The following is a 22,876-nucleotide window of genomic DNA, read 5'->3' as shown; positions in this document are numbered from 1 at the left end:
TAACGCGACCGAAAATTGCGTTTTTGATCGCCACTCGCTTGCATTGTTGTCGCGCAGGCTTAAGTGAACCGCATGACCCGGCCCCGCACCCTTTATGAGAAAATCTGGGACGCGCATGTCGTCGAACAGCGCCCCGATGCCACTTGCCTGATCTTCATCGACCGTCACCTCGTCCATGAAGTCACCAGCCCGCAGGCGTTTGCCGGGCTTCGCGCGAGCGGCCGCACGGTGCGCCGCCCCGACCTGACGATTGCGGTGCCCGACCATAATGTGCCGACGACCGCGCGGCTCGACGCGGCGGGCAACAAGCTGCCGATCGCCGACCCCGAAAGCGCGGCGCAATTGGCGGCGCTCGAGAAGAACGCGCCCGAATTCGGCATCCGCTACATCGATGCGACGGCGCCCGAACAGGGCATCGTCCATGTCGTCGGCCCCGAGCAGGGCTTTTCGCTGCCCGGCACGACGATCGTCTGCGGCGACAGCCATACCGCGTGCCACGGCGGCATCGGCGCGCTCGCCTTTGGCATCGGGACGAGCGAGGTCGAGCATGTGCTCGCGACGCAGACGTTGCTGCTCCAGCCGTCGAAGACGATGGAAGTGCGCGTCGAGGGCGAGGTTGGCCCCGGCGTCAGCGCGAAGGACATCATCCTCCACATCACCGGCGTCATCGGCGCCGCGGGCGGCACCGGCCATGTCATCGAATATACGGGCAGCGCGATCCGCGCCTTGTCGATCGAGGGCCGACTGACGGTCAGCAACATGGCGATCGAGGGCGGCGCGCGCGCGGGCCTGATCGCGCCCGACGAGACGACCTTCGCATACATCAAGGGTCGCCCCTATGCGCCGAAGGGCGCCGATTGGGAGGCCGCGGTCGCTTACTGGAAAAGCCTCGCGACCGACCCCGGCGCGACCTATGACAAGACCGTCGTCATCGACGCCGCCGACATCGCGCCGAGCGTCACCTGGGGCACCAGCCCCGAGGATGTCGTGCCGATCACCGGCGTCGTGCCTGCGCCCGAAAGCTTCGCCGACCCGTCGAAGCAAGCCGCCGCCGCCAAATCGCTCGCCTATATGGGCCTCGAGCCCGGCACGCGGATGCAGGATGTGCCGGTCGAGAATATCTTCATCGGCAGCTGCACCAACAGCCGCATCGAGGATCTGCGCGCTGCGGCGGCGGTGATCAAGGGCCGCCACAAGGCCGACAATGTCAAATGGGCGATCGTCGTCCCCGGTTCGGGCCTCGTGAAGGCGCAGGCCGAGGCCGAGGGGCTCGACCGCATCTTCACCGACGCGGGGCTCGAATGGCGTGAACCGGGCTGTTCGGCATGCCTCGCGATGAACCCCGACAAGGTGCCCGCGGGCGAACGCTGCGCCTCGACGAGCAACCGCAATTTCGTCGGGCGTCAGGGTCCGGGCGCGCGCACCCACCTCGTCAGCCCCGCGATGGCGGCGGCGGCGGCGGTGACGGGCAAGCTCACCGACGTGCGGGAGTTGATGGCATGACCCCGCTCGACAAGGTCGAAGGCCGCGCGATTCCGTTCGGGCTCAAGAATGTCGACACCGACGTGATCATCCCGGCGCACTGGCTCAAGACGACGACGCGCGAGGGCATGGGCCGCGGCGCGTTCGAAAGCCTGCGCGCCGATCCCGACAATCTGTTCGACAGCGCCGATTTCAAGGGCGCGCCGATCCTGATCGCGGGCGACAATTTCGGCTGTGGGTCGAGCCGCGAGCATGCCGCATGGGCGCTCGGCGACCTCGGCATCCGCGTCGTGATCGCGCCGAGCTACTCGGACATTTTCTCGGGCAACGCGGTGAAGAACGGCATATTGCCCGTCGTGCTTCCCCAAGCGGCGATCGACCGGCTGATGGAGGTTGCGACAACCGATCCGGTCTTCGTCGACCTCGAGCATCAGACGGTGACGACGCAGTTCCAGGACCGTTTCAGCTTCGAGATCGACCCGTTCCGCAAGATGTGCCTGCTCGAAGGGCTCGACGAGATTTCGCTGACCGAAAAGAGCGACGCGGCGATCGGCGCCTATGAAAAACAGCTCGACGCCGACCGGCCATGGATGCGTCCTGCCGCGTAGGATCAAACGAACACCATAAGAGGAGAAGATGATGAAGGCTCTCTTGTCGACCGCAACCGGCGGCCCCGAAACGCTCACATTGGGCGAACTGCCGCGCCCGACCGCGGGCAAGGGCCAGATCGTGATCGACGTGAAGGCCTGCGCGGTCAACTTCCCCGACGTGCTGATCATCGAGGATAAATATCAGTTCCGCCCCGAACGCCCCTTCGCCCCCGGCGGCGAAGTCGCGGGGCTCGTCGCCGAGATCGGCGAGGGCGTCACCGAGTTCAAGATCGGCGACCGCGTGATCGCGGGCTGCGGCAATGGCGGCATGTCCGAAGCCGTCGCGGTGTCGGTGCACAATGTCTATCACCTTCCCGAAGCGCATGATTTCGCCGCGGGCGCGTCGCTGCTGATGACCTATGGCACCAGCATCCACGCGCTCGTCGACCGCGGGCATATCGAGGAAGGCGACACCTTGCTCGTGCTCGGCGCATCGGGCGGCGTCGGCATCGCCGCGGTCGAGCTGGGCAAGGCGTTCGGCGCGCGCGTCGTCGCCGGCGTGTCGAGCGAGGAAAAGGCCGACATCGCTCGGGCTGCGGGCGCCGACGAGGTGGTCGTCTATGGCCGCCAGCCGTTCGACAAGGACCAGTCGAAGGAGCTTGCGAACAAGTTCAAGGACGCCGTTGGCCCGAATGGCGCCAACGTCATCTATGACGCGGTCGGCGGCGATTATGCCGAGCCCGCGCTGCGTTCGATCGCATGGGAGGGCCGCTACCTCGTCGTCGGCTTCCCCGCGGGCATTCCGCGCCTGCCGCTCAACCTCACTTTGCTCAAGAGCTGCGACGTCGCGGGCGTGTTCTGGGGTGCATTTGTAGCGCGCGAACCGCTGCGCAACCGCGCCAATATCGCGCGGCTGTTCCAGCTGTGGGAGCAGGGCAAGATCCAGCCGCGGGTGACCGAGAGCTTTGCCCTCGCCGACGGCGGCAAGGCGATCGCCAAGCTCGGCGACCGGACCGCGGTCGGCAAGCTGGTCGTCACCGTCTGAAATACCGGCCCGACCCGGCGCTGACCGAAGCGCTGCGCGCGCTCGCAGCGTCGGGACGGATTGCAGTGCGGGTCACGCCCGGCGCGCGTCGCGACGAGATCCGGGTCGAGGGCGAAACCGTGCATATCCGCGTCACCGCTCCGCCCGCCGACGGCGCCGCGAACGATGCGGTGCTGCGCCTGCTCGCCGCGGCGCTCGGCCGCCCGCCGCGCGATTTGACGCTGCTTCGCGGGGAGACCGCGCGCATCAAATTGATCGGGATTGCGACGAGCCGATAGCGCCGGGTTAACCAATTGGCAGGGGCTGGGCGCTATAGCCGCGAGCAGGACTAGCTGGGCCAAGGTGGATCAATGGCAAAACGCCGATCGACAAGCGAAGAGGGAGACGCGAGTATCGCGAATATTTCGCGTACCCGCCGCGCGCAGCTTGTCGCCGAATTCGAAGGCGAACTGGGCATCGACTATAAGGCCCGCGCCAGGGCCGAAGAGGCCGAGCGCCGCTGGATCGCCCGCAAGACCTTTATCGTCTGGACGATCGCGGTGATGTTCTTTGCCATCGCATGCCAAAAGCTGTGGATCATGGGCAACGACGTCGACGTGCCCTTTTCCGACATCAACCCGGTGCGCAGTCTGTTCGGCGAGTAACAAGCCGATAGTCAAGCGAACGGGGCCGCGATCGCTCGCGACCCCGCTTTGTCCACTAAAATCGATCAGTAAACGCGCGCCTTCGGCTTGATATATTCGACATCGTCCGACAGCGTATATTCGTGGACCGGGCGGTAATCGAGGCGGACGCCGCCGCCCTTGCCGCCCCAGCCGTCGAACCAGCTGATCGTGTGCTTCATCCAGTTCGCGTCGTCGCGGTTCGGGAAATCCTCGTGCGCGTGGGCACCGCGGCTTTCCTTGCGGTTGAACGCCGAATGCATCGTGACCGTCGCCTGGGCAATCAGATTGTCGAGCTCGAGCGTTTCGATGAGGTCGGTGTTCCAGATCAGGCTGCGGTCGGTGACATGGACGTCGTTCATCCGCTGATAGGTTTTGGTGAGCTTTTCCTTGCCCTCGGCCATCAGTTCGTCGGTGCGGAACACCGCGGCATGGGCCGACATCGCGCGCTGCATCTCGGTGCGGATTTCCGCCGTCGGCGACCCGCCATTGGCGTTGCGGAAATGATCGAGGCGGCCGAGCGCGAGATCGGCGCTGTCCTTGGGCAGCGCGGCCTGTGCGGCGCCGGGCTTCAGGATTTCCTTGAGGCGGTGCCCGGTCGCGCGGCCGAAGACGACGAGGTCGATCAGGCTGTTCGAGCCGAGGCGGTTCGCGCCATGGACCGACACGCACGCGGCTTCGCCGACCGCGAACAGGCCGGGGACGACGGTGTCGGGGCCGTCCTTGCCCAAGGTCACGACTTCGCCATGATAGTTACAGGGGATGCCGCCCATATTGTAATGGACCGTCGGCACGACGGGGAGCGGCTGGCGCGTCAGGTCGACGCCCGCGAAAATCTTGCCGCTTTCGGTGATGCCGGGCAGGCGCTCGGCCAGCACCGCGGGATCGATATGGTCGAGGTGCAGATAGATATGGTCGTTGTGCGGGCCGACGCCGCGGCCTTCGCGGATTTCGAGCGCCATCGAACGCGACACGACGTCGCGCGATGCAAGGTCCTTCGCCGAGGGGGCATAGCGTTCCATGAAACGCTCGCCTTCGGAGTTGGTGAGGTAGCCGCCCTCGCCGCGCGCACCCTCGGTGATGAGCACGCCGGCGCCGTAAATGCCGGTCGGGTGGAACTGGACGAATTCCATGTCCTGCAGCGGCAGGCCGGCGCGCAGCACCATGCCGCCGCCGTCGCCGGTGCAGGTGTGCGCCGACGTCGCAGTGAAATAGCAGCGGCCGTAGCCGCCGGTTGCGAGCACGACGGCCTGCGAACGGAAGCGGTGGATGCTGCCATCCTCGAGGCACATCGCGATGACGCCCCGGCAGGCGCCATTTTCCATGATCAGGTCGAGCGCGAAATATTCGACGAAGAAGTCGGCGTCATATTTCAGCGACTGCTGATAGAGCGCGTGCAGCATCGCATGGCCGGTGCGGTCGGCCGCGGCGGCGGTGCGCTGCACCGGCGGGCCTTCGCCCATATTCTGCATATGGCCACCAAAGGGGCGCTGGTAGATGGTGCCGTCGGCGTTGCGCGAAAACGGCACGCCGGCATGCTCGAGTTCGTAGACCGCGTTCGGTGCCTCGCGCACCATATATTCGATCGCGTCCTGGTCGCCGAGCCAGTCGGAGCCCTTGACGGTGTCGTACATATGCCATTGCCAATGGTCGGGCGAATTGTTGCCGAGCGACGCGGCGATGCCGCCCTGCGCCGCGACGGTGTGGCTGCGCGTCGGGAACACCTTGGTGATGCACGCGGTCTTGAGCCCCGCTTCGGCGCTGCCCATCGTGGCGCGCAGGCCCGAGCCGCCGGCGCCGACGACGACGGTGTCATAGATATGGTCGATGATCTTGTAGGCGTCGGTCATCTTACATGCCCCCCGGAGCGAGCCCGGCGGCGGGCGCAAGCACGATACGGACAATGGCAAAAATGCCGTAGGCGGCGCCGCCGATCGCGTAGAAGTTGAGAAGGACGAGCGACAGCAGACGCGTCGCCTCGCCATGGACATAGTCCTCGATCAGCACCGTCAGGCCCAGCCGCAGGTGCCAGAAGACGCTGACCACCATCAGGATCAGCGCGAGCGCGACGGTGGGATTCGATGCCCAGCGCAACACCGCAGCATGATCGCCGAGCGGCAGACGGACCAGCGAAACGAACAGGAAGCCGACGAGGAGGATATTGGCGAGCGCGGTCAGCCGCTGTTGCAGCCAATGCTGCGAGCCATGCCCCGACGAGCCGAGGCCGCGGACCTTGCCCAGATGCGTGCCATTGCCCATCAGAGTGCCTCCGCCATGATATAGAGCCAGGTCGCGGCGGTCGCGAGGACGCCCGCGGTGATCACGGCGATCGACCAGAGCTTGTTGGTCTTCAGTTCGTAACCGGCACCCGTATCGAGCACGAAGTGGCGCAGCCCCGAAAAGAGATGCTGGAAAAAGGCCCAGGTCAGGCCGACAAGCACGACCTTGCCGACGATATTGGTGATCTGGTGAACGATGCCGACCTCGGGGCTGGGATCGTGCCAGACGCAGGCGAGGAATGCGGCATACGCGTCGGGACCGGCCGCGAGCGCGCCAAGCCACCATAGGAACATGCACGCACCAACAATCGCGAGACCGTCACCGCTCGCGCGATGAAGGATCGAGACCGCCATCGCGGGGGTCCATTTATATACCTGCAAATGCGGGGAGCGCGGACGCGCACTCGGTTCGTTGCCAGCCATATCAGCCCTGTCTTGACTCTAAACGGTCGATGCGGTGCCGGTTAAGCCTTCCCGCCGCGATATGCAATTGCTTAGGAGCATAGGCAAAAAAATCGCCGCCTTCCGCGATATTCAGCGCGTCACATACCCGTTGAGCGCGAGCCAGCTGGCAAGAATGGCGATATACTCGGACGAATCCGGCCGTTCGGTGCCGTCGTGCTTGGGATCGAGCGAGATTTTCTGATCGACCGACATCGCCATCGCGTGATCGGCGCCCGCGATGCTGTGCACCGTCAGTTTCGGCATCTGCGCCGCGACCGCCTTCAGCCGCTCGACCGAGACGGCGACCGGCACCACCGCATCGTCGGCGCCATACAGGACGAGCGTCGGCACGCTGACCGCCGACAGATTCTTCAGCGGATCATTCTCGATCTCGCGGCGCCAACCCGAAACGGCGCGGTCGCGGATCGTTTCGCCCATATAGGTATATTTGAACCACGGCTGGGTCTTTGCCGCATCGATCATTTTCTGCGCGGCCTCGCGGCTCGCCGTTCCGCGCATATAATCGTCGACCGCCTTGCGCGTCGCGGTCATCTGATCGATCTCGGCCTGCGAATGGCCGTTCGCCCTCAGGTGGTTGGTCGAGGAGAAGAGCATCTGCACGTCGGCGGTGACGACCGGCGCCGACACCGCGATCACAAAGGCGATATCGGGGCTTCGCGACGCCGCCAGCGGCGATATCCAGCCGCCCTGGCTCAGCCCCCAGGTTCCGATGCGCTTCGGATCGATGCGCGGATCGGCCTTCAGGCTCTGCGCCGCGGCAATGGCATCGTCGGCAAGGACGGCAAAGTCGCCGCCGGCTGTCTTCGTGCCCGACTGGCCCGAACCGCGCCGGTCATAGACGAAGACCGCGATGCCGAGCGCAGGCAGGGCGGTCTTGAGATGATCGTAAAGCGACGCGCCACGGAGCGGCGACGACGCGCTGTGCGTGACGACGACCGCCGCCACCGGCCGCGCACTCCGCGGCAGGATCAGCGTCCCCGAAAGCTCGGTGTCGCCGCTCATAAAACGGCGGTCCTCGGTGACGACTTGCGTCGTCGCGGGCGCGGTCCACGGGAAAGCGGACGCGCCCGGCGCCGCGAGCGCAGGCTGAAACGCCGCGAGCCCGGCCGCGACGGCCCAAAGGGCGGCGATCATGCGCATCAAAGAGTCCCCGGCCCGGTCACGGGCGCGGACACGGGGACATGCCTCACTTGATCTTGCCGCGGTTCGCGTAGAGCAAGGCCGCGATCACCGCGGCCGAGCCGATGCCGAGGCCAGCGGCGGCCGCGGTCTTCCAGCCGCGCTTGCCCTTGGCCTCTTCCTCATCGGCCGCCTGCGCCGCCTCGGCGGCTTCGCGCTGCTGCTGGCGCTCGCGCGCGGCGCGCAGCACTTCGTTTTCCTCTTCTTCGGGCGGGGGAGGTGCCACTGGATCGGTCATCGTCTCTCTATGTCCTTTTGTCTTTTGTCAGGCGAGCGCCTGTTCGACAGGCACATAATCGGTTCCGATCGCTTCGGCTACGGCTTCGAACGTCACCTTACCATTCCAAACGTTCAAACCCTGCGCAAGATGCACGTCGCGCTTCAAAGCCTCTTTCCACCCCAGATCGGCGATGCGCAGCGCGTGCGGCAGCGTCACATTGTTGAGCGCATAGGTGCTGGTGCGCGCGACCGCGCCGGGCATGTTCGCGACCGCATAATGGACGATGCCATCGACCACATAGGTGGGGTCGGCGTGGGTGGTCGCGTGGCTCGTCTCGAAACAGCCGCCCTGGTCGATCGCGACGTCGACGAGCACCGAGCCGGGGCGCATCGTGCCGAGCATCTCGCGCGTGACGAGCTTGGGCGCTTCGGCGCCGGGGATCAGCACCGCGCCGATCACAAGGTCAGCCTCGGCGACGCATTCGGCGAGGTTCGCGCGGTTCGAGAAGCGCGTCTTGGCGCGCGCCTCGAAAAAGGTGCCGACGCGTTCGAGCACTTCGGGATCGCGGTCGAGGATCGTGACGTCGGCGCCGAGGCCCGCCGCCATCTGCGCCGCGTTGAAGCCGACGACGCCGCCGCCGATCACGCAGATCTTGCCCGGTGCGACGCCCGGCACGCCGCCGAGCAGCACGCCGCGGCCGCCATGCGCCTTTTCGAGCGCGGTCGCGCCGGCCTGGATCGACATGCGCCCCGCGACCTGACTCATCGGCTTCAGCAGCGGCAGGCCGCCGTGCGGGCTGGTGACGGTTTCATACGCGATGCACACCGCCCCCGATGCCATCAGGTCGCGCGTCTGGTCGGGATCGGGGGCGAGGTGGAGATAGGTGTAGAGAATCTGCCCGGGGCGCAGCATAGCGCGCTCGACGGGCTGCGGTTCCTTGACCTTCACGACCATTTCGCAGGTGGCGAAAATCTCTTCGGCGGTCTGCACGATCTCGGCGCCCGCCTCGACATAATAGCGGTCGTGCGCGCCGATACCCTCGCCCGCGCCGGTCTGCACCAGCACGCGGTGGCCGTGGACGACGAGCTCGCGTGCGCTCTCGGGGGTCAGGCCGACGCGATATTCGTGATTCTTGATTTCCTTGGGGGTGCCGATGATCATGGTCGCTCTCCGGATATGGGTGTCATCGGCGATCGACTATCGCCGCCGAAAACTTGTCGGCGCTTTTAGCAGAAATGGCTCGCGAGGTGCTTGCATATCCATTGCGGATTCGCGACATACTTGCACGATTTTGGCGTAGAATGGATCGATGGCGCACAATGATTGACCGGATCGACGTCAAGCTGCTCGACTTGCTGCAACGGCAGGGCCCGCGCCCTGCCGCCGAGCTGGGGGAGATCGTCGGGCTGTCGGCATCGGCGTGCCACCGGCGCATCCGCGCGCTGGAGGCAGCGGGGATCATCACCGGCTATACCGCACGGCTGAACCCCGACAGCATCGGGCTCGGGCTCGATGTGTTCGTCGACATCAGCCTGACGTCGCAGAGCGAAGAAGCGCTGACCGCGTTCGAGAGCGCGGTGAAGAGTTTCGACGAGATTCTCGAATGCCAATTGCTGTCGGGGGCGTCGGATTACCGGCTGCGCGTCGCGGCGCGCAACGTCGCCGATTTCGACCGGCTGCACCGCCACTGCCTGTCGCGCCTGCCCGGGGTCGCGGCGATGCACAGCGCCTTTGCCCTGCGCACGATCAAGGCGTTCGAGGGCTATCCAGTGCCGGCAGCGGGTTAACACCGCTTTTACCATTTCCAGCGCATATCCCGTTCACCAGTTTCATGGGACGCATGCGGGCGACAGACCCGCGCGCCTTTTGGGTCGATCAGGGAAGCCAAGATCATGGTGAAGGAAAATCCGATTCATAAGCAGCAGATCGATCCGGTGCCGATGGCCGATCGCTTTCCCTATTACGATCTCGACGGGCGCCTTGCCGCCAATGCGACGGAAATTCACGCCATCATCGCCGGCCGCGAGGAAGCGATCGCCGCGGCCTATTGGAATGCATTCAATACGCTGCCCAGCGTCGACCGCCGCGTCGAGGGCGAATTATTCGAATCCTATGTCCGCGGCAGCGCGCGCCACACCGTGGCCAAATATGCCGACGCCGCGGGCCAGGAGGTCGCGACGATCGCGTGCCAGAACGCCCATATGGCGCGGCGCGTGAAGCTGCCGCTTGCATCGGTGATGTCGTGCATCGCCGAAAGCCAGCGGCTGACGATCGAATATGTCGTCGAAGCCTGTTTCGGCGACGCCGAACGGCTGGCGCGGCTGACGAGCGCGGTGAATCGCCTCGCGCTGCTCGAATTCGACATCATGCACCGCTATGCCAAAAAGCTCGACCGCGCGGTGATCTCGAGCGAGCGGCAGACGCTCGCGGGCGATTTCGACCGCTCGATCGCGTCGCTGGTGCAGGACACCGACGGGGTGCGCGAGCAGCTCGCCAAGCAGGCGGCCTCGGCCGACCAGGCGGCGAAGGGCATGATCGCCAAGACCAGCGAAGTCGCCGCGGCGTCCGAACAATCGGCGATGGCGATGCGCGAAGCCGCTTCGACCGCCGCGGGCCTGATCCGCGCGATCGAGGATGCACGCAGCGAAGTCGAAGCCTCGGCCAGCGTCGCAACGCGCGCGTCCGAGCAGGCGGGCGAAGCGGTCGCGATGTCGGCGACGCTGTCGCATCACGCCGAATCGATCGAATCCATTTTGGGCCTGATCCGCGAAATCGCAGGACAAACCAACCTTCTCGCATTGAACGCCACGATCGAAGCGGCGCGTGCGGGCGAATCGGGGCGGGGCTTTGCCGTCGTCGCGCAGGAGGTGAAGAGCCTCGCCAACGAAACCGCGCGCGCGACCGACGATATCGCGGGCAAGATCACCGCGATCCAGCAGGCGACGCGCGGGTCGGTCAGCGCCAACCAGTCGATCCAGGCGACGATCGTCGAGGTGCAGACCTCGGCACAGCGCATCCGCGACGCGATGGACGCGCAGGCGCAGACGGTCACCTCGATCACCGCCGCGGTCGACGAAACCGCGCTCGCCGCCGACAGCATGTCGTCGACGATCGCGAGCATCCGCAACGATTCGGGTATGGTCGCGAGCGAGATCAGCGTGCTGAGCCAGGAATTCGCTAAGATGGGCGGCCGGTTGCAGCAGCTGGAACAAGCTGCGAGCGAGTTCAGCCGCCGCGTGGCATAACACAGCCGCTTCCCCCGCTTGGCAAGCCCCGCCCCGCTGCCTAAGGCGGGGCATGAGCACGCATATCCTGATCACCGGCGCGAGCCGCGGCATCGGCGCCGCGATCGCCGACGCCTTCGCCACCGGTGCGACCAAGGTTGTCGCGCTGTCGAGCGCCGACGGCGACCTGTCCGATCCCGCGACCCCCGACCGATTGTGGCAGGCGAGTCTCGACCGGCTCGACGGCCGCATCGACGTGCTCGTCAACAATGCCGGCGTGTTCGAGGCAAACCCGCTGGGCGACCCCAACGCCGACTGGCTCGCGAACTGGAACCGCACGATGCAGGTCAATCTGACCGCGAGCGCGCAGCTCTGCCGCCATGCGGTGCTCCACTGGCACGAACGCGGCGCCCCCGGCCGCATCGTCAATATCGCGAGCCGCGCCGCGTACCGCGGCGACAGCCCCGCGCACTGGCATTATGCCGCGTCGAAATCGGGCATGGTCGCGATGACCAAGACGATCGCGCGCGCCTATGCCAAGGACGGCATCCTCGCCTTTGCGATCTGCCCCGGCTTCACGATGACGGGCATGGCCGAGGACTATCTGGCGAGCCGCGGCGGCGAGAAACTGCTTGCCGACATCCCCCTGGGCCGTGTCGCAATGCCCGACGAAGTCGGCGAAATGGCGCGCTGGTGCGCGCTCGATGCCCCTGCGTCGATGACCGGTGCGGTGCTCGACGTGAACGGCGCAAGCTATGTGCGCTAACCTCTTTTCATCGTCATTCCCGCGAAGGCGGGAATCCCGCTTCTGGCCCGGAAAAAGCGGGATCCCCGCCTGCGCGGGGATGACGAAAGAGGGTAATGGAGTGACAGGGTTGGACGGATGAGCTGGATCGTCTCGCTCCCCTGTACCCGCGACGAAGCCGAAGCGTTGTCGGGCGAAATTCCCGAACTCGACGCCGCGCCCGAGGCGCCGGTCGTGGTGACGCGCGAGATCGACGAGGACGCCGGGCTTTGGCAGCTCGACGCCTATATGGACGCCAAGCCCGGGGCAGCGCTGCTGACGTTGCTGCAGTCGTTCGTGCCGAGCGCGAAGGGCAAGAAACCCGTCGTCGCACAATTGCCCGAAGAGGATTGGGTGACGCTGAGCCAGCAGGGGCTGGAGCCCGTGCAGGCGGGGCGCTTTTTCGTCCACACCAGCAGCTATGCCGACCGCGTGCCCGCGGGCAGCACCCCTTTCCTGATCGACGCGAGCCAGGCATTCGGCACAGGCGGGCACGACACGACCGCTGGCTGCCTGTCGATGCTCGACCGGCTCGCGCGGCAAGGGGCGAGCCCGCGCAATATCGCCGACATCGGCACCGGCACGGGATTGCTCGCCTTCGCCGCGATGGCGCTGTGGCCGCGCGCCAAAACGATCGCGTCGGACATCGACCCCGCAAGCATTTTCGTGACGCGCGACAATGCGGAGATCAACGGCGTGCCATTGGGGCGCGGCGGCGGGCGGCTCGCGCTCGCGGTGGCACCGGGGACCAATCACCCGTCGATCAAGCACCGTGCGCCCTATGACCTGGTCATCGCGAACATCCTTGCGGGACCGCTGATCACCCTCGCCCCCGATATTGCCGCCGCGACGGCACCGGGCGGCCATGCGATCCTGGCCGGCCTCATCGCGCGGCAGATGGAGCCGGTGCTCGCCGCCTACCGCGCACAGGGCTTTCGCTTCGCCGCGCGCGGCGGCAGCGCCGAATGGCCGTGCCTGTTGCTCGTCAAACGCCGCCGCTATGGCTGGCGCCGCAAGGAACGCGCGTTCCACCGCGCGAGCCCATCGGATGCGAGCTTCGGAAGCTGGTAAGCTAAACGCTGGAAATATCGCGGCGATTTGCTAGCCTAGCGCAAGTCACCGGGAGGAATCGGCCATGAGCCTTTTTGCCGCCGTCGCTTTGCTTGCCGCCATGCCCGTCGCCAGCGACACCCCCGACCCTATCGTCGTGACCGGCACGCCCGTCACCGGCGACGAAGCCCGCAAGCGCGCGCTCGAATTCGTCCGCCGGACGGGTGTCGCCGAATTGCGCCCGATCGCGCGCTGGATCGCGCCGGTCTGCCCGCACGTCATCGGGGTCGACGACACAGTGGCGGCCATCGTCGAAAAGCGGGTCGGCGAGGTTGCCGTCGCGGCCGGGGCGCGGGTCGCCCCGGCGGGCTGCGACGCCAATATCGCCATCGTCTTCACTTCGAACGGCGGCGCGTTGACGCGCGCGATGCTGCGCAAATCGCCCATGCAACTGAGCGAATTGTCGCCAGCGGCGCGCGAGCGGACGGCGCAGGGCGACGATGCGATCCGCTGGTGGTACAGCACGCGCGTGCAAAGCCGCGATGCCGTATCGGCCTCGACCGCGCCGCTGCCATGGGCCGTCGGACATAGCGAAGGCGGCGGGCCGGTCATCAACGGCGCGGGCCCGACGTTATCGCATTATGGATCGAGCCTCATCAGCACACAGGCGGTGCGCGCGCTGACCGCCGCGACCGTCGTGATCGATGTCGAAAAGGCCGACGGCACGCCGCTCGATGCCGTGGCGTCCTTCGCCGCGATGGTGGCGATGGCCGAAATGGACAGCGACCCGCCGCCGCCCGGAAACTCGATCCTCGCGCTGTTCGACGGCGAGGACGACCGGCGCGCGTTGTCGAGCGAGGATCAGACGCTGCTGCGCGCTATCTATAGCCTGCCGCCCGACCGCGAGGCCCATCAGCACCGCCGCCAGCTGGTTACCGCGATCGCCAAGCCCAAGAGCGGCGATTGACCCGGCCATGAGCCTGTTCGCCGCCATCGCCCTGCTCGCCGCCGCGCCCGTTGCCGGTGACGATCCCGATGCGATCATCGTCACGGGGACACCCGTCACCCGCGAAGAAGCGAAGAAACGCGCGGCCGAATATGTGCGGCGCGCCGGGATCGCGCAGCTCAAGCCCCTCGCGCGGTGGGTCGATCCCATATGCCCGCGCACGGTCGGGGTCGACGAAACGGTCGCGGCCATCGTCAACGCACGCGTTCGCACGGTCGCCGCTGCCGCGGGTGCCCCGGTCGCCCCCGCAGATTGCCAGGCGAATATCGTCGTCGCCTTCAGCTCGGACGGCCGGAGCCTCGCGCGCGCAGTGCGCCGCAAGGCGCCCGACCAGTTCGCCGAGCTGGCGCCGGTGGCGCGCGATCGCGTGCTCGACGGCACGGGTGCGATCCGCTGGTGGTACACGACGCGCGACGAAAGCCGCGACGGGATGCCGATCAGCGATTTTTTCGTGAAGCTTTACAACAGCAGCATCGTCAGCACGCAGGTCGTGCGCGCGCTCCAGTCGGCGACGGTCGTGATCGACGTCGAACAGGCCGACGGCACGCCGCTCGATGCCGTCGCCGCCTATGCCGCGATGGTCGCGCTCGCGGAGTTCCGGAGCAATCCGCCGCCGCCGAAGGATTCGATCCTGGCGCTGTTCGACGGCGAGGCAGAGCGCCGCGAGTTGTCGAGCCACGACGCGGCGCTGCTGCGCGGGATCTATACCGTGCCGCCCGACCGCGAAGCCTATCAGCAGCGGCGCCAGCTGGTGACGACGGTCCGTAAAAGCGGCGAGTGACGGTCAGCCGCTCTTGGCGAGCGCATATTCCTGTGTGCCGCGCGTGATCACCTCATCCTCCGGCAGGAAGTCGGCGATCGGAATCGGCGGCAGCGCGGCATTTTTGGCATAGAGCGGCGCGAAATCGGTGTTCACCGTCGTGTCGAGCAGCTGATCGAGGCTGTCGATGACGAAATAATTCTGCTGGAAATCATCGATCCGGTAATCGGTACGCATCACGCGCGCGAGATCGAAGCCGATGCGGTTCGGGCTGTCCGAATCGAGCGCAAAGACGCTCTCGGCAAAAGAGGAGACGATGCCCGCGCCATAGATGCGCAGGCCGCCGGCTTCGCGGATCAGGCCGAATTCGACCGTGTACCAGTAAAGCCGCGCGAGCTGTTTCAGCGCGTCGAACTTGAGGCTGCGCAGCCCGCCTTCGCCGTACGCGACCATATAGTCCGCGAACACCGGGTCGGCGAGCATCGGGACATGGCCGAAGACGTCGTGGAAGACGTCGGGTTCCTGGAGGTAATCGAGCTGTTCGGGGGTGCGGATGAAATTGCCCGCCGGAAAGCGGCGATTCGCGAGATGGTCGAAAAACACCTCGTCGGGGACGAGCCCCGGCACCGCGATCACCTGCCACCCCGTCGCGGCCATCAGCCGCGCGTTGAGCTCGCGATAATCGGGTATGCCCGGCTTTTCGAGGCGCAGCACGTCGATCCCGCGCAGGAAGGCGTCGGCGGCGCGGCCGGGGAGCATATCCGACTGGCGCGCGAAGAGGCGGTCCCACATCGCATGCTCGTCGGCGGTGAAGGCGTCCCAATTTTGCGAAATCGTCCAGTCGGCCGCGGCACCCGGCGGCGGCGTGTCATGGACATGGGTAAACTGGCTTTCCATACGACCGCTTCTATCATCAAAATGGTTTCATGTGAAACTTTATTCACCGATCGCCATCACCGAGGTCGCGAGCCGGTCGATCTCGGCGCGGTCGTGGCTGACATAGAGGATCGGCAGTTTGAGCTCGTCGCGAATCCGCTCGATCACCACCATGATATCGCCGCGCCGCGCGGTGTCGAGCGACGACAGGGGTTCGTCCATCAGCAGGATTTCGGGTCCCGCGAGCAAGGCGCGGCCGATCGCGACGCGCTGCGCCTCGCCCCCCGACAGGCTGTGCGGCCAGCGATCGAGCAGATGGCCGATGCCGAGGAATCGCGTCGCCTCGTCGAGGGTCATCCAGCGGTTCGCGGATGGTACAATGTCATGGCCGTAGGTCAGGTTCGCGCGGACACGGCGATGCGGGAAGAGCCGCCCGTCCTGAAAGACATAACCGACGCGGCGCGCCTCGGGCGGCAGGTCGGTGGCGCCGTCGAACAGCGTGCGGTCGCCGACGCGAATATGCCCCCGGTCGGGCCTCAGCAGTCCCGCGACCATGTTGAGGATGCTCGTTTTGCCCGCGCCCGATGGCCCGAACAGGGCGGTCAGGCCGGGCCCCGCGGTGAAGCGCGCGGCGATGCTGCGGTCGCCGAGACGCCTGGCGACGTCGATATCAATCGCCATGGCGCTGCCTTTCGCGATGCGTGCGGCGGACGAGCCATTCGGACAGTATCAGCGCGCCGAGCGAAAGCGCGACCGAGAGCAGCGCGAGCCGCGTCACCATCGCTTCGCCGCCGGGCACCTGCAGCGCCGAATAGATGGCGAGCGGCAGCGTGCGCGTTTCGCCGGGGATGTTCGAGACGAACGTAATCGTCGCGCCGAACTCGCCGATCGAGCGTGCGAAGCCGAGGACGAGCGCGGCGAGGATGCCGGGGAGCGCGAGCGGCAGGCTGATCGTCCAGAAGCTGTGCCAGGGGCTCGCGCCGAGCGTGCGCGCCGCGCCCTCGAGCCGCCGGTCGATCCCCTCGATCGACAGCCGCATCGCGCGCACCATCAGCGGCAGCGCCATGATCGCCGCCGCCAGCGCGGCGCCGGTCCAGCGGAACATCAGGCTCACCCCGAACCAGCTTTCGAGCCAGCGCCCGGCGGGGCCGAACGGGCCGAAGGCGATGAGCAGCAGCCAGCCGGTGACAACGGGGGGCAGGACGAGCGGCAGATGGACGAGCGCATCAAGGACAACGCGGCCGGGGAAGCGGTGGCGCGCGAGCAGCCACGCGAGCGCGAAGGCGATCGGAAGCGTGGCGAGCACCGCGACGCCGCCGACCTTCAGCGACAGCGCGACAATGCCCCACTCTTCGGGTGAAAGCATCAGGGCGCCGAAAAACCGTGGCGGACGAAGATCGCGCGGCCCTGTTTCGACAGCAGGAAGGCGCGGAAACCCGCGGCGTCCTTGCTGCGTGACGCCTTGAGCAGCGCGACGGGGTAGCGGATTGGCGGATGGCTCGATGCCGGAAAAACACCGACGACACGCACCGCTTTCGACGCACGCGCGTCGGTTGCGTAGACGATGCCGAGCGGCGCGGCGCCGCGTTCGACGAGCGCCATCGCGGCGCGGACATTTTCGGCGGGGGCGACCTTGGCCGCGACGCCGGCCCAGACGCCGAGATGCGTGAGCGCCGCCTTCGCATATTTGCCCGCAGGCACCGCGTCGGGATCGGCGAGCGCAAGACGGCGGCTGCCGAGCGCCCTGGCGAGCGCGAAGCCGCGCGCCGGGGTCAGGCGGACCTTGCTCGACGCGGGGGCGATCAGCACGAGGCGGTTGCCGAGCAAGGTCGTGCGGGTGCCCGCGCGAAGCAGGCCGGCCTTCGCGACCGCGTCCATCCACTCCTCGTCGGCCGAGAGGAAGAGGTCGGCGGGGGCGCCCGCCATGACCTGCCGCGCGAGCGCCGACGAGGCGGCAAAGGAGATGACGGGTTTGGCGTGCCCCTTCGCCGCCCACGCATTCGCCGCTTCGGTGAGCGACTCCTGCAGGCTCGCCGCCGCGAGCACGACGGGGCCACGTTCCTGCGCCATCGCGGTGGGGGCGAGGAGCAGCGCGATGAGCAGGGCGAACAGGTGGAGGGCACGGGCCATCTCCAACCTATAGGCGCGCCGGGGCCTTCGCCGCAACGCCGAGCCATCGCGCCATGCTCGGCATGCGCGGAAGGATCAATCGCTCGACGATCCAGAGGAGGATCAGCGAGGCGGCGAGCATGGGGAGAAGCGCGGCGAGGATCAGGATCAACGCGGCAACGCCCTTGAGCTTTGCGGGATCGCGCGCAGCGGGCGGCGCGCCGAGCGCATCATCGGGTCTGCGGCGGCGCCACATCAGGAAGCCCGAGATGGCGAGGGTGAAGAGCGCGAGCGCGGTCGCGACGCCGATCAACTGGTTGGCGAGGCCGAAGAGCTGCCCCTCGTGCCACGCGATGCCATAGCCGACGGCGCGGTCGATCACATGCTTGTCGGCAAAGCCGCTGCGCGACACCTCCAGGCTTGTTTCGGGGTCGTAGCTCACCTTGCGAACCTGCGGGCGGTTTTGGGTGAGCGTCGTGAGCGTCCAGACATTGCCGTTGGGCGGGCCGAAAGCATTGGGTGCGCCCGGCGGCTGGATGATTGCGGGCGCGGGCATATGCTCGCTGCGGGCGCGGAGGACGATATATTCCAGACGCGCTTGCGGAGGCGGTCCGGCCGGCTGGGCCGCCGCCATCGCATGATGATCGTGCGCGGCGTGCGGGTTGGCGCCGCCCTTCCAGTCCTGCACGCCCGACACCCAACCCATTTCGGCGCGGACGGTGCGAAGGCCGCTAGCCCACACCTCGGTCCACGGCAGCGCGGTGAAAAGCAGGATCAGCGCGAGGCCCGAAACCCAGAAGCCGGTGACGGCGTGGAGGTCGCGCAGCGCGGTGCGGCCCCGGAGCGAGAGCCGCGGCCAGACCACACCGGCCGCGCCGCGGCCGCGCGGCCACCATAGGTAGAGGCCGGTCAGGATCATCACGATCGCCCAGCTCGCGGCGAGTTCGATGAGCAGGCGGCCGGCGCGGCCGATCAGCAATGTGCCGTGGATGCGCGAGAGCCAGGCCGAGATGCGCTGGTCGGGATCCGCGGCGCCGATCACCTGTCCCCGCGGCGAGACGGCGACATCGCGCATTCCCCCATCCGGCAGGCCGATATGGACGACCGCCGCATCGCCCGATGCTTCGGGGATGCGGTAGTAATGAAAGCTCGCGCCCGGATTGGCCGCGAGCACGGCGGCGACCCGCGCGTCGGCGTCGACCGCGCCCGCCGACGGCAGGTCGCGCCATGCGCGCTCCTCCCACCGGTCGATCTGCGGCTTGAACAGATAGGCGGCCCCCGTCGCCGACAGGATCAAGACAAAGGGGACGACGAACAGCCCGGCGTAGAAATGCCAGCGCCAGATCGTGCGATAGAGCGGAACGCGGTTGCTGTCGGTCATCCCCTGCCCTGCCCTTTAGAAGCGCGCGCGGATGCCCGCGGAGACCGCGCGGCGTTCGACGGGGTAATAGATCGCCGATGCGGGTGTGACGGCGATCGCCGCGCTGATGTCGCCGATCGCCTTCTTGCCGGTGATGTTGCGGACGTCGACAAAGGCGTCGATGCCCTGCGCAATCGCCGCGCCGCCGGTGACGCCGAGCAGCGCATAGCCCGGGGTGCGGACCTGATTGCGGTAGTCGGCGAACGGTCCGTCGGGCACCCATTCGAGGGTCGGCGCGATGTGCAGCGCGTCGCTGCCGAGGCGGAGTTCGGCGCGGTAGACGTGTTTCGGCACGACCGGCAGACGGTTGTCGCCGAATTGCGCGTCACCCCGGAAACGGAAGTCGCTGTAGGTGTAGACCTGCCGCAGCCGCAGCCAGTCGGTCGGTGCCAGATCCAATCCGGCCTCGACGCCCTGATGGAGCGTGCGGGCGGCGTTGAAGGTCGCGGCGGGGATGCTGGCGTTCGTCGTGAACTGGAGCAATTCGCCCTTCAGCGTCGATCGGTAAACGGCGATATCCCAGCTCGCGAAACCAAGCTTGCCGCGCGTGCCGATCTCGGTGGTCCATGCGCGCTGCGGGCGGATGTCCGAAACGACGGTGCTCGTCGGCGGGGTGCCGATCGTCTGGAACACTTCGCCGAAGCCGGGGAATTCGGCCGAGCGGCTGTAGTTGGCGAAGATCTGGATATCGGCGGCCGGCTCGAACAACAAGCCGACTTTGGGCGAGAATGCGTCGAAGTCGATCCGGCCGTCGGTTGCCGGCGTGGCGGAGAAATTGACGGTCCGCTTGCGCCAGCCATCGGCGTAGACGCCGCCCGCGATCAGGGTCAGCCCCTCGACGGGCCGCACGCGGACTTCGCCATAAAGCGTCGCGGTCTGTGCCTTCTGGTCGGCGTCGAAGGTCAGCACGCCGCGCCGCCCGCCGGTATTGACGAACTGGCGCGCATCGGTGCTGCCGCGGCGGATTTCCCCGCCCAGCGTGACCTCGACCGGGCCGGTCGCATAGTCGGCGCGGAAGAAGCCGCCCACATCGACCGACTTCTGGTCGATGAGCTGGAAGATCGGGTGGTGGAGCGACTTGGCGTTGACGAAGCCGCCGACGTCGAGGGTCAGAGCGCCCCAGTCGAAGCTTGTGCGGTTCTGGAGGCGCAGCGAGTCGATGTCGCGCGCCTGATCGCCCGCGACCGCGCCAGCGTTGGCCTTGCGCGGGGTCGACAGAGCCTCCGCCATCGTCAGCGCGCCGGGAATTTCCTGCCGGATATGGTTGACGCTGGCGTAGAAGCGCGTGTTCACCACGTCGCTGAAACGCATTCCAACATTGCCTTGAAAGCGCAGGCTGCGGCGTTTCGCATGGTCGCGGTCGCCGTCCGACGTATCGGCGCTGATCGCGCCCCACGCATCCACGCGGTCGCTCGCGACGCCCGCCGAGACGAGGCCGCGCACGCTGTCGAAGCTGCCGACGTCGCCGCGCAGGTAAATCCCCTTCGCCGTGCGCCCCGTCGGGGTCACGCCGTTGATCGCGCCGCCGAGCGTGCCCGACCCGAAGCGCAGCGCGTTGGCGCCGCGATAGACTTCGAGATGGTCGAAGAAGATCGGTTCGAGTTCCTGGAAATCCCCATTGTCGTCGGCGAGGTTGATCGGCACGCCGTCCTGGAGCAGCGTCAGCCCGCGCATGTGGAAGCCGCGCGACAGGCCCGAACCGCGGACCGATATGCGAACCTCCTGCCCGTAACGCGGCTGGAGATAAACGCCGGGTGAGAAAGCGAGCGTGTCGCGCAAGGACACGACCGATTTGTCGGCATAGTCGTCGTATGACACGACGTCCGTGCCGCCCGGCGTGCGTGCGGCGCGCTCCTCGGCGGCGTCGGTGGCGGTCGGTGCGGTGACGATGATGGTCGAATCGACCTCTTCGGCACGGACGGGAGCGGCGACAAGACAGGTCGCAAGCGCGAGCAACGGCGCGGCCCCATGGGTACGGGTTTTCATAGATTTTCCTTCGCTGAATACAGTCATGGGCCGCGCCGCGCGAAAGCGCGGGCAGCCGATTGGTCTGGATCAGGCGAAGGCGGGTGGTCCGGTACTCGGCGGCAGCGGTGAGGCGATGCCCGGCGCGAAGCCGAGCGAGCGTGCCGCGACGGGGACGGGTTCGCCCGTGACTGGCGCGGCGGCGAGGACGGGCAGGGCGGGGACGATCGGCGCATTGGCGAGCGCGCCCCACGGGCAATGTTGCTGCGCTTCACCCGCATTATGGTCGCCGGCTTTCTCGAGCGGGATCGTCATCGTGCCGCCGGGGTTGGCGGGGTCCGAACAGATGCGAACGGTAATCGACCCGCCGGCATCGCTCTCGATCATCCAGCCCGGCGCGACGAGCACGCGCGCGGCGAGCGCGAGCAGCAGCGGCAAAAGCAGGAGGATGCCGGGACGGCGAAAGGCGGCGAGCAGGCTCACGCCCCGCGCCTTATGGCGCGCCCACGATGCTGGCAAGCGGACAGATTGCCCTATTCGGCTCTAGCTATTCGGCCGGCGTCTCGTCGGTCTTCTTGCCCGTACGCGTCCAGGGATAGAGGAACTGGCCCCAATAGCTGCGCGGCACATCTTCGGGGATGCCGTAATTTTCGGGCCAGCGGTCCTTGGGCAGGTGGAAGGTGCCGAACATCTTGTCGATCCACGGGAAATGGATCGCGAAATTGACGTCGAACGCCTCGCGTTCGAGCCCATGGTGCCAGTGGTGGAAACGCGGGGTCGCGATCCAGTGGCCCAGCCGGTTGAAATTGCCGCCAACATTGGCGTGGAGCAGCGACGACCAGACATAGACGAAGCCGATATAGGCCTGCATCACCGACGGCGCGAAACCCAAGGTGAAGAGCGGCAGCGAGGTGATCGAGCGCAAAAGGATGATCTCGACGAAATGCATCCGCGATCCCGCGAGCCAGTCCATCGACTTCGCGCTGTGGTGCACCGCGTGGAAACCCCAGAGGAAGGGGTAGCGGTGGAAGGTGCGATGGAAGAAATATTGCGCCATGTCCGACGCGACGAGCACGATGACGAACTGGACGATCCACGGCAGCGAGGCGACCCCGGCACGGAACGCCTCCCAGTTCGACGTATTCTCGTTGATGATCGTCGAGGGCGCGAGCGCGAGGAAGCCCAGAACCTGCACGAACATCGTGCTGACGAGATAATAGAAAAGATCCTCGCGCCATTCGATGCGGAACAGGCGCTGCGTCCGGCGATGCGGAAAGGCGCGCTCCAATGGCGCGAACATGAAGCCGGTGACGAGCAGGTTCACGACGAAGAAGTCGAGCCCGAAGAAAATGCCCCAGTCGCGCGTTTCCTGCGGCTGGACGTTCGCACCGCCGACGAGGATCGCGGCGAGCCCGATCATCAGCGCGGTGAGGCCGAGCGCCTTGCGCGGGCGGAGCAGCAGGCTGAGCAGCGAAAGGCCATAGCTCACGAGCAGGATCGCATGGACCAGCCCGCGAAAGCCGCCCCAATGCTTGATGATTTCAAGCTCGGGGGTCGCGAACCAGTCGGGGAAGCGCAGCGCGATCACCATGAAGAAACCCGCGACCGCGAACAGCAGCCCGAAGAAGCCCGACAGCCAGCCGCTACCGAACCGCCGCACCTCGGTATGCGATTCGAGATCGCGCATCAGGTTCTGAAGATAATCACGCTTTGCCATGCGGCCCCACCCCCTCAATCGTCATGCCGGACTTGATCCGGCA

25 protein-coding genes are annotated in these 22,876 nt (G+C 66.9%); 11 read left to right on the top strand and 14 right to left on the bottom strand.

Going from position 1 to position 22,876, the window contains the following annotated elements; all coding sequences use genetic code 11:
* Positions 1-72: 72 nt before the first annotated feature.
* From leuC to ACTJI5_RS12730, 5 genes are all read left to right on the top strand, one after another.
* The gene (gene leuC, locus ACTJI5_RS12750) at positions 73-1,503 is read left to right on the top strand and encodes a 3-isopropylmalate dehydratase large subunit (RefSeq protein WP_440860575.1); all 1,431 of its coding nucleotides are present in this window, start codon (positions 73-75) and stop codon (positions 1,501-1,503) included.
* A complete protein-coding gene (gene leuD, locus ACTJI5_RS12745; protein ID WP_439513825.1) occupies positions 1,500-2,090 on the top strand; it encodes a 3-isopropylmalate dehydratase small subunit in 591 nt (196 codons plus the stop codon). Before leuC ends, leuD begins: the two co-directional genes overlap by 4 nt.
* 31 nt (positions 2,091-2,121) lie before the next feature.
* On the top strand, positions 2,122-3,117 hold the full coding sequence (locus tag ACTJI5_RS12740) for an NADPH:quinone oxidoreductase family protein (protein WP_440860574.1): 996 nt from the start codon (positions 2,122-2,124) through the stop codon (positions 3,115-3,117).
* 65 nt (positions 3,118-3,182) lie between these two features.
* On the top strand, positions 3,183-3,395 hold the full coding sequence (locus ACTJI5_RS12735; protein ID WP_248455392.1) for a DUF167 family protein: 213 nt from the start codon (positions 3,183-3,185) through the stop codon (positions 3,393-3,395).
* A gap of 72 nt (positions 3,396-3,467) precedes the next feature.
* Positions 3,468-3,761 carry a hypothetical protein gene (locus ACTJI5_RS12730; protein WP_058539654.1) on the top strand — a complete coding sequence of 98 codons (294 nt, stop codon included), beginning with the start codon at positions 3,468-3,470 and terminating at the stop codon, positions 3,759-3,761.
* A gap of 65 nt (positions 3,762-3,826) precedes the next feature.
* On the opposite strand, the gene sdhA is transcribed toward ACTJI5_RS12730, so the two are convergent.
* From sdhA to ald, 6 genes are all read right to left on the bottom strand, one after another.
* Positions 3,827-5,629 (bottom strand): succinate dehydrogenase flavoprotein subunit, encoded by a 1,803-nt coding sequence (gene sdhA, locus ACTJI5_RS12725; RefSeq protein ID WP_137892876.1) that lies wholly within the window; start codon positions 5,627-5,629, stop codon positions 3,827-3,829.
* A 1-nt stretch (position 5,630) separates the two neighbouring features.
* Entirely contained in the window at positions 5,631-6,038 is a 408-nt protein-coding gene (gene sdhD, locus ACTJI5_RS12720) for a succinate dehydrogenase, hydrophobic membrane anchor protein (RefSeq protein WP_058539652.1), read from the bottom strand.
* Entirely contained in the window at positions 6,038-6,481 is a 444-nt protein-coding gene (gene sdhC / locus ACTJI5_RS12715) for a succinate dehydrogenase, cytochrome b556 subunit (protein WP_137892875.1), read from the bottom strand. The genes sdhD and sdhC overlap by 1 nt, the downstream gene beginning before the upstream one ends.
* 111 nt (positions 6,482-6,592) lie before the next feature.
* Positions 6,593-7,663 carry an alpha/beta hydrolase family protein gene (locus ACTJI5_RS12710; protein WP_440860573.1) on the bottom strand — a complete coding sequence of 357 codons (1,071 nt, stop codon included), beginning with the start codon at positions 7,661-7,663 and terminating at the stop codon, positions 6,593-6,595.
* A 46-nt stretch (positions 7,664-7,709) separates the two neighbouring features.
* Positions 7,710-7,940 (bottom strand): hypothetical protein, encoded by a 231-nt coding sequence (locus ACTJI5_RS12705; protein WP_058539649.1) that lies wholly within the window; start codon positions 7,938-7,940, stop codon positions 7,710-7,712.
* Between the two features lie 27 nt (positions 7,941-7,967).
* Positions 7,968-9,083 (bottom strand): alanine dehydrogenase, encoded by a 1,116-nt coding sequence (ald, locus tag ACTJI5_RS12700; protein WP_439513821.1) that lies wholly within the window; start codon positions 9,081-9,083, stop codon positions 7,968-7,970.
* A gap of 158 nt (positions 9,084-9,241) precedes the next feature.
* Between ald and ACTJI5_RS12695 the strand changes: the two genes are divergently transcribed.
* The 6 genes from ACTJI5_RS12695 to ACTJI5_RS12670 all read left to right on the top strand — a co-directional run bounded on the left by ACTJI5_RS12695 (position 9,242) and on the right by ACTJI5_RS12670 (position 14,767).
* Entirely contained in the window at positions 9,242-9,709 is a 468-nt protein-coding gene (locus tag ACTJI5_RS12695; RefSeq protein ID WP_310254974.1) for an Lrp/AsnC family transcriptional regulator, read from the top strand.
* Between the two features lie 105 nt (positions 9,710-9,814).
* Positions 9,815-11,167 carry a methyl-accepting chemotaxis protein gene (locus tag ACTJI5_RS12690; RefSeq protein WP_058539647.1) on the top strand — a complete coding sequence of 451 codons (1,353 nt, stop codon included), beginning with the start codon at positions 9,815-9,817 and terminating at the stop codon, positions 11,165-11,167.
* A 52-nt stretch (positions 11,168-11,219) separates the two neighbouring features.
* Positions 11,220-11,912 carry an SDR family NAD(P)-dependent oxidoreductase gene (locus ACTJI5_RS12685; RefSeq protein WP_058539646.1) on the top strand — a complete coding sequence of 231 codons (693 nt, stop codon included), beginning with the start codon at positions 11,220-11,222 and terminating at the stop codon, positions 11,910-11,912.
* A 117-nt stretch (positions 11,913-12,029) separates the two neighbouring features.
* The gene (locus tag ACTJI5_RS12680) at positions 12,030-13,001 is read left to right on the top strand and encodes a 50S ribosomal protein L11 methyltransferase (RefSeq protein WP_440860572.1); all 972 of its coding nucleotides are present in this window, start codon (positions 12,030-12,032) and stop codon (positions 12,999-13,001) included.
* Between the two features lie 64 nt (positions 13,002-13,065).
* Complete coding sequence (locus tag ACTJI5_RS12675) at positions 13,066-13,947, top strand: hypothetical protein (protein WP_439513819.1); 882 nt, start codon at positions 13,066-13,068, stop codon at positions 13,945-13,947.
* Between the two features lie 7 nt (positions 13,948-13,954).
* Entirely contained in the window at positions 13,955-14,767 is an 813-nt protein-coding gene (locus ACTJI5_RS12670; protein ID WP_440860571.1) for a hypothetical protein, read from the top strand.
* 3 nt (positions 14,768-14,770) lie between these two features.
* Here the strand turns inward: ACTJI5_RS12670 and phhA are convergent, their stop codons facing one another.
* From phhA to ACTJI5_RS12630, 8 genes are all read right to left on the bottom strand, one after another.
* Positions 14,771-15,643 (bottom strand): phenylalanine 4-monooxygenase, encoded by an 873-nt coding sequence (gene phhA / locus ACTJI5_RS12665; protein WP_137892856.1) that lies wholly within the window; start codon positions 15,641-15,643, stop codon positions 14,771-14,773.
* A 39-nt stretch (positions 15,644-15,682) separates the two neighbouring features.
* Entirely contained in the window at positions 15,683-16,303 is a 621-nt protein-coding gene (locus ACTJI5_RS12660) for a molybdenum ABC transporter ATP-binding protein (RefSeq protein ID WP_440860570.1), read from the bottom strand.
* Positions 16,293-16,988: a molybdate ABC transporter permease subunit gene (modB, locus tag ACTJI5_RS12655; RefSeq protein ID WP_439513816.1), complete on the bottom strand. Its 696-nt coding sequence runs from the start codon at positions 16,986-16,988 to the stop codon at positions 16,293-16,295. The genes ACTJI5_RS12660 and modB overlap by 11 nt, the downstream gene beginning before the upstream one ends.
* Positions 16,988-17,752, bottom strand: a complete 765-nt coding sequence (gene modA / locus ACTJI5_RS12650; RefSeq protein ID WP_440860569.1) for a molybdate ABC transporter substrate-binding protein — start codon at positions 17,750-17,752, stop codon at positions 16,988-16,990. Before modA ends, modB begins: the two co-directional genes overlap by 1 nt.
* 7 nt (positions 17,753-17,759) lie before the next feature.
* Positions 17,760-19,112: a PepSY-associated TM helix domain-containing protein gene (locus tag ACTJI5_RS12645; protein ID WP_440860568.1), complete on the bottom strand. Its 1,353-nt coding sequence runs from the start codon at positions 19,110-19,112 to the stop codon at positions 17,760-17,762.
* 15 nt (positions 19,113-19,127) lie between these two features.
* Positions 19,128-21,137 (bottom strand): TonB-dependent receptor family protein, encoded by a 2,010-nt coding sequence (locus ACTJI5_RS12640; protein WP_440860567.1) that lies wholly within the window; start codon positions 21,135-21,137, stop codon positions 19,128-19,130.
* Between the two features lie 69 nt (positions 21,138-21,206).
* The gene (locus tag ACTJI5_RS12635) at positions 21,207-21,599 is read right to left on the bottom strand and encodes a hypothetical protein (RefSeq protein WP_440860566.1); all 393 of its coding nucleotides are present in this window, start codon (positions 21,597-21,599) and stop codon (positions 21,207-21,209) included.
* A gap of 64 nt (positions 21,600-21,663) precedes the next feature.
* Positions 21,664-22,833 carry a sterol desaturase family protein gene (locus ACTJI5_RS12630; RefSeq protein ID WP_440860565.1) on the bottom strand — a complete coding sequence of 390 codons (1,170 nt, stop codon included), beginning with the start codon at positions 22,831-22,833 and terminating at the stop codon, positions 21,664-21,666.
* Positions 22,834-22,876 lie beyond the last annotated feature (43 nt).

This window comes from Sphingopyxis sp. 22461, from assembly GCF_052044915.1.
Classification (GTDB): domain Bacteria; phylum Pseudomonadota; class Alphaproteobacteria; order Sphingomonadales; family Sphingomonadaceae; genus Sphingopyxis.
This window is presented reverse-complemented; position numbering and strand designations above follow the sequence as displayed.